This window comes from Burkholderia sp. Ac-20345 (assembly GCF_017104825.1).
In the GTDB taxonomy this organism is placed as follows: domain Bacteria; phylum Pseudomonadota; class Gammaproteobacteria; order Burkholderiales; family Burkholderiaceae; genus Burkholderia; species Burkholderia lata_B.
Map to the genome: position 1 here is coordinate 80,651 of NZ_JAAGPO010000015.1, position 13,439 is coordinate 94,089.

At 64.1% G+C, this 13,439-nt stretch carries 10 protein-coding genes; 2 read left to right on the forward strand and 8 right to left on the reverse strand.

Annotated elements, in window-relative coordinates; all coding sequences use genetic code 11:
* Position 1: 1 nt before the first annotated feature.
* The 8 genes from G3O06_RS09205 to G3O06_RS09240 all read right to left on the reverse strand — a co-directional run bounded on the left by G3O06_RS09205 (position 2) and on the right by G3O06_RS09240 (position 10,525).
* Positions 2 to 2,503 carry a TonB-dependent receptor gene (locus tag G3O06_RS09205; RefSeq protein ID WP_241019673.1) on the reverse strand — a complete coding sequence of 834 codons (2,502 nt, stop codon included), beginning with the start codon at positions 2,501 to 2,503 and terminating at the stop codon, positions 2 to 4.
* A 355-nt stretch (positions 2,504 to 2,858) separates the two neighbouring features.
* A complete protein-coding gene (locus G3O06_RS09210; RefSeq protein ID WP_205815796.1) occupies positions 2,859 to 3,872 on the reverse strand; it encodes a FecR domain-containing protein in 1,014 nt (337 codons plus the stop codon).
* Positions 3,873 to 3,875: 3 nt separating this feature from the next.
* Positions 3,876 to 4,403: a sigma-70 family RNA polymerase sigma factor gene (locus G3O06_RS09215; protein ID WP_205815797.1), complete on the reverse strand. Its 528-nt coding sequence runs from the start codon at positions 4,401 to 4,403 to the stop codon at positions 3,876 to 3,878.
* Positions 4,404 to 4,589: 186 nt separating this feature from the next.
* Positions 4,590 to 5,015 (reverse strand): Fur family transcriptional regulator, encoded by a 426-nt coding sequence (locus G3O06_RS09220; RefSeq protein WP_205815798.1) that lies wholly within the window; start codon positions 5,013 to 5,015, stop codon positions 4,590 to 4,592.
* A 498-nt stretch (positions 5,016 to 5,513) separates the two neighbouring features.
* Entirely contained in the window at positions 5,514 to 5,993 is a 480-nt protein-coding gene (gene bfr / locus G3O06_RS09225) for a bacterioferritin (protein ID WP_174984081.1), read from the reverse strand.
* 300 nt (positions 5,994 to 6,293) lie between these two features.
* Positions 6,294 to 8,819, reverse strand: coding sequence for a TonB-dependent receptor (locus tag G3O06_RS09230; protein WP_205815799.1), 2,526 nt, complete (start codon positions 8,817 to 8,819; stop codon positions 6,294 to 6,296).
* 109 nt (positions 8,820 to 8,928) lie between these two features.
* Entirely contained in the window at positions 8,929 to 9,771 is an 843-nt protein-coding gene (locus G3O06_RS09235; protein WP_205815800.1) for a FecR domain-containing protein, read from the reverse strand.
* The gene (locus tag G3O06_RS09240) at positions 9,755 to 10,525 is read right to left on the reverse strand and encodes an RNA polymerase sigma factor (RefSeq protein ID WP_205815801.1); all 771 of its coding nucleotides are present in this window, start codon (positions 10,523 to 10,525) and stop codon (positions 9,755 to 9,757) included. The genes G3O06_RS09235 and G3O06_RS09240 overlap by 17 nt, the downstream gene beginning before the upstream one ends.
* A 622-nt stretch (positions 10,526 to 11,147) precedes the next feature.
* Between G3O06_RS09240 and G3O06_RS09245 the strand changes: the two genes are divergently transcribed.
* Positions 11,148 to 12,149: an FHA domain-containing protein gene (locus tag G3O06_RS09245; protein WP_205815802.1), complete on the forward strand. Its 1,002-nt coding sequence runs from the start codon at positions 11,148 to 11,150 to the stop codon at positions 12,147 to 12,149.
* A 47-nt stretch (positions 12,150 to 12,196) separates the two neighbouring features.
* On the forward strand, positions 12,197 to 13,439 hold a 1,243-nt coding region (locus G3O06_RS09250), incomplete at its 3' end, for a protein kinase (RefSeq protein ID WP_346779501.1).

Below are 13,439 nucleotides of genomic sequence, written 5' to 3' on the forward strand. Positions count from 1 at the left end.
GTCACAGGTCGGTCGACACCGACAGCCAGAACGTACGCGGCGCGCCCGTGAACAGGTACCCGGTCGGGTTCGCCTGCCAGTAGTCGCGGTTGAACAGGTTCGTCACGTTCGCGCGCAGCGTCACGTCGCGGCCGGCGACTTTCGTCGTGTAGCGGCCGCCGAGATCGAAACGCGTCCAGCTCGGCACATGCTGCGTGTTGTCCTGGCTCACGTACGCCTTGCCCGTGTAGATCATGCGGCTCGTCAGCGTGACGCCTGGTACGAACGGCGTATCCCATTCCGCGCCAAGCGTGGCCTGCAGTGACGGCGCGCCGATCGCGTGATTGCCGTCGTAGGTGCCGCCCTGCGTGCGGCGCAGCCGCGCGTCGAGCCACGTGACGCCGCCCAGCAGCCGCACGCCGCGCGTGACTTCGCCGAAGCCGGACAGCTCGAGACCGCGATTGCGCTGCAACCCGTTGAGGCTGAACAGCTTGCTGACCGGATCGACGATCCCGCTCGGCACGTCGATCTGGAACAGCCCGAGCGTCGCGCCGAACTTGCCGAGATCCAGCTTGGTGCCGACTTCGTACTGCTTCGACTTGAACGGCGCGAACACCTGGTTCGGGTTCGCCGCGTCGGGCGGCGGCGCTGAACCGGGCGTCAGCGCTTCGATGTAGTTCGCGTAGAACGACAACTGGTCGAGCGGGCGAACGACAAGCGCAACGGATGGCGTGGTCGCGCCCTGGTCGTAATGCGACGTTTCCGCGCCGGACGTATCGAAGTTGCGGCTGCTCACTTGCTGGCGACGCACGCCGACCGTGAGCTGCACGAGCCCGCCGGCGGCCGACAACGTATCGGCCACGCCGATGCTGCGCAGGATCTGTGCGCTGTCCTTCGCTTCCGGCGACACGGACACTGCCGCACCCGGCCCGGCGAGGCGGGTCGGCATATAGATGTTCGTCGTGTAGCTGCCGTACGCGGTCTGGCCGAACCACGTCGTCTGCTGCAGGTAGTCGCCGCTGACGACAAGCTGGTGATCGATGGGGCCCGTCTTGAAGCGCGTCCGTGCGCCCGCCTCCGCCGACAGCGCATGCGATGCGCCCGACTGGTATCTCGAAGTGGACTTCGCGTCGCCCAGCGCATTGATGATCGTCGCGCCCGGATCTTCCAGCTTGTCGTAGCCAAAGCGGTTCATGCCCACCGCGCCGAACAGCGTCACGTTCGACGACAGGTCGTATTCGGCGCGCCCCAGCGCCGTCAGGCTATGGGAATTCGAATAGGAAAACGTCTGCGCGAGATTGGTTCGCGAATCGGGCGCCGAGGGCACCGCGATGCCGGCGATCGGCGTATAGCCGCGCACCGGCGCGCGCATGAAGTCTTCCTGGTAGATCACGTCGCCGGATACGCGCAGGCGGCTGCCGCGGTAGTCGAGCCCGACCGACAGCGACGTGTTGCGCCGCGACTGCTCGTCGATCGGCGTGTCGCCTTCGCGATGAGCCGCGTTGACGCGTACGCCGAACTCGCCGTTCTGGCCGAAGCGCCTGCCGATGTCGGCATGGCCGCCGAACACCGAGCTCGATGCATATTCGGCGGTCAGCCGGTTGAGCGGCGTGTCGTCGGCGCGCTTCGTCACGACGTTCACGCTGCCGCCGACGCTGCCCTGCGGCATCATCCCGTTCAGCAATGCGCCGGGGCCCTTCAGGATCTCGACCCGTTCGACCGGATCGGCACCCACACGATAGGCGGGCACGAGCCCGTAGAGGCCGTTGAGCGCGATCTCGCCGTTCTCGACGCGCAGCCCGCGAATCGTGATCGCGTCGTAGCGATTGGTGCTGTCGATCGCCGCGCGGACCGACGGATCCGTGGTGGTCAGCAAGTCCGCGACGCTGGTCGCCTGCTGGTCACGGATCAGCTTTTCCGTGTAACTCGAAATGCTGAATGGTGTGTCCATGTAGTCGCGATTGCCGAGCATCCCGACCTTCGCGCCTTGCGCGACCTGGCCGCCTGCGTAAGCCTCGGGAATGGCGTCGCCGACCCGCTTGCCGAGCACGTTCACGGTGGGCAGCACGCCCGCTTCGGCGCCTGCGGCGGCCGCCGCGGGGCGCAGCGAGAAACTGCCGTCGGATTGCTGCACCGGCTCCAGGCCGGTTCCGTTCAGCAACGCCTGGAACGCGCCCTGCACCGAGTAGGTGCCGTGGACGCCCGCGCTGGTTTTCCCGGCCGTCATGTCGCCCGGCACGCTGAGCATCACGTTTGCCTGATCGGCAAGACGGTTCAGCGACGCCGACAGCGGGCCTGCCGGTATGTCATAGCGCCGGGGCGCGGCTTGCGCCGCCGCACCGGCGGCCGATTGGGCGGATGCCGCTTGCCACGCGCCACTCCCCGCGAGTGCGAGGCCGAGCACGGCGCACCGAACGGCGTGCGCGGTAGGGCGATGCGCGGTGCGCGGCGCACGGGGCATCTGCGCGCAGCTGCGCGCGGGCAGCGAAAAATCGGGATTCGACGAGAACGACGGGCGACGCATGGACGGCATTCCTTGAGAATGAAGTGAGCAAGGGGAGGTCCATCGCGCGTCTAACAGAGCCGGATACCTTGGCTTGATAGCGGCTGCGCCCGGTCGTTCGGGCGGCGCCATGCTGGCTGCGACTGTCGCCATTGCGACGACACCTGCTTCCGGACGGAAACGGATGTCGGCAAGCCGGGGCGGATGCCCCGCCTCATGGCGCCGGGTCGGCATTCAGAGCACTGATTGATCTCCGAATGGTCCTCTTTCATCTGTTAATCGGATGACGCCCGGAAATGCGAACTGAAATCGGAAATTATTTTGCAGCGACGTGAGATCGCCCCCGCAACCCTGGCCAGAACCGGCATCGCGCCGGTCACCGGGCTTCGATCGTGACCCACCACGGCAACGTGCGACGCACCCGGATCGGCAAGTCGCGTTCGAGCATCGCGAGCGTCTGATCGGGGTTGTCGGCGGGGAACCGGCCGACCACGCGAATGCCTGCGACCGACGGATCGACACCGATGTGCCCGTGCTGATAGCGATCCAGCTCTGCAATCAGCGTGCCGAGCGTGACGTCGTCGGCCAGGAGCACGCCGCGCGACCACGCTTCGCGCGCGGGGTCGGCCCGTTCCGGCGCGTAGATCGCATCCGCCGTGAACTGTCGCTGCTGACCGGCCTGCACGATTTCGACATGTCCGGCCAGGTTGCGAATCTCGACACGGCCGTTGAATACGGCCAGCAGTGTGTGCGTGCCGGACTGCCGTACGGTGAACCGGGTACCGAGTGCCTGCATCCGGCCGTTCGGGGTGTCGACGAAGAACGGACGTCCCTGACTGTCCTTGGCGGTATCGATAAGGATTTCGCCCATCGTCAGCGTCAGGACTCGCCTGGTGTCGTCGTAGTGAACATCGAACGCACTGTCGGAGTTCAACCAGACACGCGTGCCGTCGGCGAGTTGCACGTCACGCCGCTCGCCGATCCCGGTGCGGTAGTCCGACCGCCACGCGACGATTCGATCCGCCAGCGGCGTAAAGCGCCAGGCGAACCAGCCGGCGAGACCGGTTCCGGCCAGCGCGGCGAGACCACCCAGCACGTGACGCCGGCTCGCCGAACGCGCCGCGGAAACATGTACCGCAGCCGCGGCAGCGTTGCGCTCGCCTTGACTCTCGCCCCTGAGCGGCTCGAATCGGCGGCTGACCGCTTCGACATGCGCCCACGCGCGCCGATGTTCCGGCCGCTCGGCCAGCCACTGCGTCCACGCGTGGCGATGCTCGCCGCTTCCGCCATCGGCATGCAGGAGCGCATACCAGTTGGCCGCCTGTTCGAGACTTTCGAAATCCGCCTGGACGCCGGATTCGGCGGCGGATGAGGACGACGAGACAGCCATCGGTTAGTGCTTGATGCCGGCGTCGAGCAACGCGAGCTGCAGCATCGCCTGGGCGAGATACTTCTGCACCATTCGGTCGGAGACGCCCAATTCGCTCGCGATCTCGCGAGTGGACAGGCCATGAATCTGCGCCATGACGAATGCATCCCTTGCCTTGTCCGACAGCCGGCTGATAAGCGCGCCGATTTCCATCAGTGTCTCGATGACGATCGCGCGATATTCAGGCGAGGGCTCATAAGGTTCCGGCTGGGCAGCGAGCGTGTCGAGCCACGCCTGTTCGACCTGACGGCGACGGAACAGGTCGATACACATGCCCTGCGCCATCGCGCGCAAGTAGGCCCGTGCCTCTGCATCGCTGTCGAAGCCCTTCGGCACCGGCTTGAGGATCAGGCGAAGAAAAGCGTCCTGTGCGAGGTCCGCCGCATCGAAGGCATTACCCAACCGCCTGCGCAGCCACCCCTGCAACCAGCCATGGTGGTCGCGATAGAGAGCCTGCACGTCCTGGTGCACGGCGAGTTGGGCGGCGGACATGGAACAACCCCTTCGACTTTATAAACGGGAGACGAGAAAGAAAATGCGAATCATTCCCGTTTATAAACCAATTCAATCGGTTTACGCAATATTTCGCAATTGGGGGTCTTATCAAGGCTGGCGAGTCAAACGCCTTGATTCGTCAGACATTTTGGGGATTCGGCTCTCCGTTTCCCGCAGCGTGGGTCACTTCCCCTTCGCCTGACACTCCGAACATGTTCCGGTGATCACAAGAGACGCTTCTTCGTATCTGTAGTGATTGTGAGAAGCAATGTGCTCGAGCTGGCTGGTCAGCGCATCTTCGTAAATGTCGCAAATTGCCGTGCAGCGCCGGCAGACAAGATGATGGTGATGCCTGCCGCGATTCAGTTCATACACGACGCCCGCATCGCCAAGCGATGCACTGGTGACAAGGCCGCGTTCGGCGAATGTAGCCAAGGCTCGGTAGGTACTTGCGAGACTGAAGGGTTCCGGACCGCCGGAGAGCATCCGGTAAATCTGCTCGACAGAAAAGTGAGCGGCAGGATTATCGCGAAACAACTTCAATACGCTGAATCGACTGGCTGTCGGTCGTATCCCCACCCGAGCCAGTTCCGTGTAGATGGCTTTCATGTTCTTGTTTCAATATGTCCTGCCACATCATGTCTTGCCTACGCTTAAGTGTCCCTTAAGCCGAGTATTGATTCGCGGCAAGGCGGCTGCAGCGTCTGGATTCCCCGTATCCATGGCACGAAGAGACCTTCGCCCGTCAGCGCCTTGAACCAATATCAGGGATCACCACACCGGTCGGTGGATGCATGCGGAAGTAGCTGGATCCAGTCAGGGTCCGGACCGGGAGATTGTCGCTTCGCTCACGATGGTTGTATCTTCCAGCGCATCGGTCGAGTGTCGGTCGATCAATTGATTGCCGCCCGACCACCGATTTGTCCGACATCAACGACAATGCACAAAACGCCGGGGCCCCGTCGCGACGATTGCCCGGCGGTAACGAATTTCGGGTTCAACCTGGCGCGCACCCGACCCGCGGCCGGACGGCTCATCCATGAGTTGCCACGTGATACTTTTCTGCCCCCGGATGCTCAGCGGCGTTCGCTACAGGCAGTCCACCGGTCACGAATCGAGCGATGTCATGCCGGACTGCAGATAGTTCTGGATCCCGACCTTCTGGATCAGTTCAAGTTGCGTTTCCAGCCAGTCGATGTGCTCCTCGGTATCGTCGAGAATGTTCTCGAGGATTTCGCGCGACACGTAGTCCTGCACCGATTCGCAGTACGCAATCCCTTCCTTGCAGGTGGCCTGGGCGATGCGTTCGAGCTTCAGGTCGCATTCAAGGATCTCCTCGGTGTGCTCGCCGATGAGGAGCTTGTGCAGATCCTGAAGATTCGGCAGCCCGTCGAGCATGAAGATGCGTTCGATGAGTGCATCCGCATGCTTCATCTCGCCGATCGATTCTTCATACTCGTGCTTGCCCAGCTTGTCGAGTTGCCAGTGACGATACATACGGGCGTGCAGGAAATACTGGTTGATCGCCGTCAGCTCGTTCTTCAGTTGAGCGTTCAGGTATTCGATGACCTTCTTGTCGCCTTTCATCGCAGTTCTCCTGTTCGGCACGTTCGTCCACATCACACCCAGAACCAACAATAGTCGGCGGTCAGCGGAATCGCAAACGCGTTCCAGGTGAAACAGACGGGCCCGATGGAAAAGCCGGTCGACTCGCTCAAGGTCAGCGCGCAATCGGTGAAATCATCGTGGAGTGCGAATGATTTCGATTTTCATTTTCCTGGCACATCCTCACTGTGTCGATGGTCCGCCTCCATTTTCCGAGCGGCGCCCCACGCCCGGCCCATGCGGATCGGGGCGGGATGCCGCACGGAACCGGACGGGACGCATTTACCACCGATGCGTATAGCTGGCCGTCAGCACGGCACCCGCCGCAGGCAAGCGGCTCGTGTTGTTGCTGTTGCGCATGAGCTGGCTGTAGAGCGGCAGGTAGTAGCGGTTCAGCAGGTTCTCGACACCGACCGTCACGCGATCCTTCTTCGTGATCTGGTAGCGCGAGATCAGGTCCACGGTCGTATAGCTGCTCACGTCCATGCGGCCGAAACCGATCTTGTCGTTGAGCCGGTAATCGCGCGCTGCGTAAAACGTCGCCTGCAGCCGATTGCTCCAGCGCGGGTTTGGCCTGTATTCGAGATAGCCGGTCAGCTTGAGCGGCGGAATCCGATAGCCGGTCATGTCCTGAAAATTCGCGCTGTTCTGCGGCCGCTCGCGACCCTGCATGTAGGTGATCGTGCCGCCCGCGCCCCACTTGTCGTCGTCGGATGCGTAGTCGACGGTCGCTTCGATGCCGGCGATGCGCTCGGCCGTGCGCGTGAGGATCAGGCCGTTGTTGAAGCTCTGTACGTCGCCGAGTTCCGACGTCGTGTAGAAGAGCGCGAGCGTACCGTCCGCGTGATTACCCAGGCTGCCGCGCCAGCCGATCTCGTAGTTGTTGGTCTTCACGGGCTCGAGGCTCGACGAATGGATGTCGAAGCCGGCGGTCGCGTTACGCAATTGCAGCCCGACGTCCGGCAACTGGAACCCCTGGCTGAACGACGCGTAGATTTCCTGGCTCGGTACCGGCGCATAGGCAACACCCGCATTGAACAACCATGCGCCGTAGCCGGTCGATCCGCCCGGCACCGTGTACTTCTTCGCAAGACGCAGCTGTGAAAGCGGCACGAAACTGTCGAAGCTCGCGCTCGCGTGCTCGTAGCGCACACCGGCTTCCGCCGACCATTTGTCGCTGAACTTGTGCTGCAGTTGCGCGAAACCGCCGACACTGGTCGTCGTCAGTGTTGGCAGGTACGTCAGCGTGCCGGTCTTGCGGTAGACGAGGCCACCGCTGGCGTCGTACGCGGCCGGCGAGAAAATATCGTCCGGCATGTCGCTGCGTTCCTGGTTGAAGTCGGCGCCCCACTGGATCTTCGTGCGGCCGGCGCGATCGAGCGGTGTCGTGATCGTCAGGCGGCTACCGAACACCTTCGAGTCCTGCATGACCTGATCGACGTTGTTGCCGCGTGTCGCCACCGCGCGCGCGTCGAACGGCGCGAAGCGCGTGAAGTAGTTCCGGTAGTAGAGCTGGGCCGCCACCTCGCTGCCGAGTACGTCCTTGTTGCTGTACTGCAGGTTGAGCTGCGTGTTGCGGATGCGGTTCTGGTCGTCGAGCTGGAGCCCGTCTTTCGGACGCGCGACGGTCGTGCCCGGCGGCAGTTTCGCGACCGACGGATCGCTCCCGTAGTGGGTGTCCTGCTTCGCGTCGTAGTGGCTCGCCGAAAACACGATGCGCTGATTCGCATCGATCCGGAATCCAAGCTTGCCTTCGACGTTGTAGACGTTCGAGTCGAACAGGTCGCCCTGGCTGGGTTCTGGCGCGATGCGATGGCCACGCGCGTCATACGCGCTGCCGATGTGCTGCGCATCGACGTTGAATTCGTACTCGACCGGGCCGTGGCTGCCCGCGAAGAACTGCTGCACGGTGCCGCCGAGGCCGCCCGTGCCCAGATGCGATAGCGGCGAGGTCATCGAGAACGTCGTCTCGGCGCGCGGCGCGCCACCCGGCTGACGCGTCGTGATCGACACGATGCCGCCCGTTGCGCCCGCCCCGTAAACAGCGCTGCTGCCGCGCAGCACTTCGACTTTCTCGATGTTGTTCGGGTCGACGTTCGCCAGGTTGCGCGCCGAATCGCGATTCGTATTCAGCGGCACGCCGTCGACCAGCACGAGAATGTTCCGGCCGCGCAGCGTCTGGCCGTAGTCGGTCATCGTGTGGCTCGAATCGGCCATCCCCGGCACGGCCTTGCTCAGCACCGTCGCCAGATTGTTCGATCCGGCTTCGAGGTCGCGCAACGTGTCGCGACCGATCACGGTGATCTGCCGGGTCGGTCGAACGAGATCGCTGTGGGTCCGATCGCCCGATACCTCGATTGCCGCGAGTTCCACCGGCTCCGCGGCACGACTCGCGCTCACGTTCGTACCGCCCCCCACATTCTCACTCGCACCGACACCGGTACCCACACCTGCACCGGTATCGGTCTTCGGCGGTGCGGCGGGTGCGCCGCTCTCTACCGTGAACGTGTTCCTTCCCGTCGCACGGGCATGCAACCCCGAACCCGACAACAGTTGCTCCAGTGCCGCTGCCGCGGTCAGCCGGCCCTTGACGGCCTGGCTTGCCCGCTGCTCGGCGCTGGACGTCGAGAACAGCAGTTGCGCGCCGGATTGGCGCGCGAACGCATTCAGCGCGCGGTCCAGACGCTGCGCGGGAATGTCGAATGACGACACGTCACCGCCTTGCCCCCACGCGGCGGCCGACAGACAGCCCGCAACCGCGACACACACGACACGCCCCACACCGGCTTGGTGCCCAGTAACCCCCATACCACCGCTCCTCGTTTGAATCGTTATGAATCGATGATGCTCACGAGGGTTGCCGGACGAGCCGACGGGTTTGTTGACGTCCGGGTGGAAATTTATTTCGAGCGGAGGTTCAGCGGTGCGCGACGGTCACCGTGCCGTCCGCATCCCGCTTCACGTTGAGCGGCAGCACGCCGGGCAGCATGTCCAGCAGCGTGTCGACGTTGTCGGTATTGAATTGCCCGGACAAGCGCAGGTTGGCGGCGCGCGGGTCGAGCTTGACCGGTGCGCGCCGGTAGCGGCGAATTTCCGCGATCGCCACGCTCAACGGTGTCCCGTCGAAGACGAGCCGGCCTTCGCGCCAGCTCAACGTGGCGGCCGGATCGAACGGCTGGAGCACGCCGATTCGATCGCCTTTCACGAGGACGGATTGTTCGGGATGGAGCATCACCGTCGGGCGCTGTGCCACGGCGACTTCCACGGCCCCGGACACGACGCCGACCCCCACGTCCTGCGCATCGCGGCGCACGGTGAAGCTCGTCCCGATATCGTGGATCGTCACGTCGCCTGCGCGAGTGACGAACGGCCGGAACGGCGAGTGCGCGATCTCGATCGATGCCTCGCCATGTTCGATCAGCATGCGTCGCGAGCGCACATGCCACTCGACGCGTGCCGACGATCCGGTATTCAGCTCGAGCCGGCTACCGTCGGCGAGCGGCCACGCGCGGTGCTCGCCCACTGCTGTCGCGAGGGTGTCGACCCGGTACGCGGGATCGGCCTGCCAGATCATCAGCATAGCCGCGACACTCAGCATCGATCCGCCGACGACACGCCGGGCGGTTCGCCGCCGCGCCGCACGACGCACGACCGCGTCAAGCGGATAACGCGCGCGCAACGCATCCTTGAATGGATCGAGCGAGTCGTCTTGAGGAGGCGTCGAATCGCGACTACGGGGAGGCTCAGGCAGCATCGGCATTTGCCGTCTTGGTGTGCAGGGTGTTCTGCAGGATCGGGGCGAGGTCCGTCATCGCGCGGGCCATGTGTTTGGCGACCATGTTACGTGATATTCGCAACTGAGCCGCCACTTCTTCCTGTGACAGATCGTGCAGCTTATGGAGGATAAACACCTCGCGACAGCGCGCGGGCAGCGCGTTGATGGCCCGCTCGAGCTCCTGCACGGTCTGCCGGTAGCTCAATGCCTGCTCGCCGTCGATATCGTCCGACCGCGAGTCGGGAACGATGACCCCAGCCGGCTCCATGCGGCTCGCGTGCAATTCGTCTCCTCTCCATCGATCGATGGCCCGATGTATCGACAGATGACGCAGAAAGGCTAGCGGGGTGTGAACGGGTTCGCCCGGCGGCCGCTGAAGGAGCTGAACGCCGACATCCTGGACGACGTCGCACGCGAATGCGCGATCGCCGAAGCGATGCCGGACGTGATTGACGAGTTCCTCGTAGTGCTTGATGAACGCAGCGATCAGCGGAGAGTGGGAGGAGTCGCGGTGCGAGCCAGTCACATTGCTGCGAGATGAGCGAGCATCACGCCCAAAACGATAATAATTCTCATTATTGTGACTGATTACAAAACTGTCAACAGACGCGAGAGTCTGGAGATGGCCGCCTCCCCGGGATGTTTCATCTGCAATTTCGCAGCCCTGTGGTGGGAGCCAGTGATCGCCAAGGCCGACGCAGCGTTCGCATCGTTCATGCGCGAATGGCCGATAGTGCATGTCCGCGAATGCCTCGCGCCATAGGACCGCCGGAATGTCCTGTGGTGCGATCGATCCATGTCCAGTGCTTGCGGCAGTCTACGGCGGCAAAGCTCACGAGATGTCGACGCAGTGTCCGAACTCATGCATCAAAATACAGAATTGAATTATTCAAATCATCGAAACTATTTAATTAATTTTCTTTTAATCAAACAAAATTTCCGCGCTGGCAAAGGTATTTAAGTCAGCCTCGTCATTCAATGTGGTGTTTCCGTTCGAGGCAGGCCTGTATTGGCTTGCGAGGTTATGAAGATTTTCGACCCTTTATATTTGAACCGAAATTTCGTCGAAAATGTAAAGCATTGCAATATCAAGGCGAGAGTTGAGCATTTCGATTGCGACGCATGATTTTATTTGGCAGGATTTTCATCAAGTTGCTCGACTTTAAAACAACAAAAAAGCCAATCATTCAATCATTCGAAATAACACACGCCGGATGAGCAACGATTCGGAAGGAAGCTGACGAAGAAACAGGTAACGAGGCGGCGAACGGTCGATATCGTTCGCGATCATTGAATCAATCGCTTTCCCGGGCGTCGATGCGTCACTCGAGCGATCCGGGCGAATCCGATACGGGGCAGCCATGGCGATACTCAAGAACGATTCTTCCGGGGAAGCGTGCCTGCTCCGCGCGTATCACGTGTTCGGCCGCGATACCGCGCGCTGCGATACGGTCATCCGCGACGCGTCGGTGTCCCGTGTCCATGCCCATATCCGCTGGGTTGGCGGGCAGTGGGAGCTCCACGATCACAGCAGCAACGGCACGTCGGTATCGGGCGTGCCGTTGCGCGATGGCGAGCACGCGGTGCTGCAGCGAGGCGACGTCATCCGGTTCGGCAGGGCGGGTGTCGCGCCCTGGCGCGTCGATGCGCTCGACGATCCGGCCGATACGCTGTGGCCGGTGCGGGGTGCGACGCATCCGATCGTGCTCACGCCCCGCCAGATCCTGGCTGCCTACGCCGCGCAGCCGGTCACGATCGTTTGGTCGCCGGCCGGCGAATGGCTGTGCGACGACACGTTGCCGCCGCGCGCGCTCCGTGACGGCGATGAAGTGTCGACGGGCGACGTCACGTGGCGCGTGGCGCTCGTGCGCCACGGCTCGACGATGACGTTGCGCGCGCCTGCCGATCCGGCCGCGTCGGCCCGCTTGCTCGAATTCTTCGTCAGCCGGGACGAGGAGCACGCACGCGCGCTGCTGCATGTTCGCGGCGGCGTGGTCGACCTCGGCGAGCGCGCGCATCACTACTGCCTCGTCACACTCGCCCGCGCACGCTCGGCCGACATGCAGGCCGGCTACGACGCCGCCACGCAAGGCTGGATCGAACTCGACCGGCTGGCGCGCATGCTCGGTATCGATACGTCCCATCTCAACGTGCAGATTCATCGCGCCCGGAGCCAGTTCGCGGCGCTGCCGGGGCTCGACGCGAGCCAGCTGGTCGAGCGGCGGCGCGGCAGTGTCCGTTTCGGCGATTTCCCGTTTCGCGTCATGCGCGGCGAGCGCCTCGAATGCCAGTCGGTGCCGGGCGTCGAGCCGCGCATGGGCATGCATCGTCCGGCGCCGGATCCGGTCGTCCACTGCTCGTGAACGCGGAAAGACAGCCCCGGTTGCCGACCGCGGCACGCGCACGTGTCGTGCCGCAAGCGCGTGAATCGCAGCTGCCCGCCGCGCCTTTCGCGGTGCTGGCCGGCAAGCGGCATTACCGGCTCGGTGCGTTGCTCGGCGAAGGCGGCAGCGGCGTGGTGTTTCGTGCGACCTGCGGCGAGACGGGGGAGGACGTCGCGATCAAGCTGATGCGGGACGATGTCGCGCGGACCGCGGCGGAGCGCGCGCGGCAGCGCATGCGCTTCCGGCGCGAGACGGGCCTGTGCGAGGCGCTGCGGCACCCGAACATCGTGGCGCTGCTGGACAAGGGAGAAGCGCCCGACGGGCGGCTGTTCGCCGTATTCGAACGTGTGCAGGGCCGGACCCTGCGCGACCGGCTTGCGGTCGAGGGGCCGCTGTCGGCCGTCGACACGGGACGGCTGATGGCGGAGGTGCTCGATGCGCTCGCGGCCACGCATCGCCGCGGCATCGTGCACCGGGATCTGAAGCCGCAAAACATCGTGATCGCGATGGCCGGCGACGGGCCGCACGCGAAGCTCCTCGATTTCGGGATCGGCGCGCTGTTGCCCGGCACGGCAGATATCGCGCCTCAGGCCGCGACGCTCGCGGCCGAGGCGCTCGGCTCGCCGTCGTACTGCTCGCCCGAGCAATTGCGCAACGAACCGCCGACGCCCGGAAGCGACCTGTATGCATGGGGTCTGGTCGTGATCGAATGCCTGACGGGCGAAGTCGTCATGCAGGGCGCGAGCGTGGCCGACATTCTTTATCAGCAGCTCAGCCAGGTGGATGTCGCGCTTCCGCCGTCGATCGCGTCGCATCCGCTCGGCTCGGTGCTGCGGCGCGCGCTGAACAAGAATCCGGCGCAGCGCGCCGCGTCGGCCGACGAACTCGCCGAGCAGTTCCGCGCGCTCAATTTCGCCGCGCTGGTCGGCCCGTTCGATGCCGGCCGTGCGAGCCGGCGTATGCGCTCGCAGCCGCACCCGTTTGCCCAGCGCAGTGACGCGATCGCAACGGCTGGCGAATACCGGCAGGTCACCACGCTGTGCTGTTGCGTGACGATCGCCGGAGACGGCCGGCAACGCCATGCGGGAACCGATCATGGCGCCCTGCTCGACCGCTACGAGGCGCAATGGCTGACGAAGTGTGCGGACATCGCCGTCGGCTATGGCGCGCAGGTCGGCGAGCGGCTCGGCGACACGCTGCTGTTCCATTTCGGCCTGCAAGGCGATATCGACCTGCCCGCGCGCCGCGCGGCGCGTGCGGCGCTCGACC

What these genes read in the sequence shown, in the direction of transcription:
- G3O06_RS09205 (WP_241019673.1), bottom strand. Translation starts at nt 2,503, where the DNA reads ATGCGTCGCCCGTCGTTCTCGTCGAATCCCGATTTTTCGCTGCCCGCG.
- G3O06_RS09245 (WP_205815802.1), top strand. Translation starts at nt 11,148, where the DNA reads ATGGCGATACTCAAGAACGATTCTTCCGGGGAAGCGTGCCTGCTCCGC.
- G3O06_RS09210 (WP_205815796.1), bottom strand. Translation starts at nt 3,872, where the DNA reads ATGGCTGTCTCGTCGTCCTCATCCGCCGCCGAATCCGGCGTCCAGGCG.
- G3O06_RS09220 (WP_205815798.1), bottom strand. Translation starts at nt 5,015, where the DNA reads ATGAAAGCCATCTACACGGAACTGGCTCGGGTGGGGATACGACCGACA.
- G3O06_RS09215 (WP_205815797.1), bottom strand. Translation starts at nt 4,403, where the DNA reads ATGTCCGCCGCCCAACTCGCCGTGCACCAGGACGTGCAGGCTCTCTAT.
- bfr (WP_174984081.1), bottom strand. Translation starts at nt 5,993, where the DNA reads ATGAAAGGCGACAAGAAGGTCATCGAATACCTGAACGCTCAACTGAAG.
- G3O06_RS09235 (WP_205815800.1), bottom strand. Translation starts at nt 9,771, where the DNA reads ATGCCGATGCTGCCTGAGCCTCCCCGTAGTCGCGATTCGACGCCTCCT.
- G3O06_RS09240 (WP_205815801.1), bottom strand. Translation starts at nt 10,525, where the DNA reads ATGCACTATCGGCCATTCGCGCATGAACGATGCGAACGCTGCGTCGGC.
- G3O06_RS09230 (WP_205815799.1), bottom strand. Translation starts at nt 8,819, where the DNA reads ATGGGGGTTACTGGGCACCAAGCCGGTGTGGGGCGTGTCGTGTGTGTC.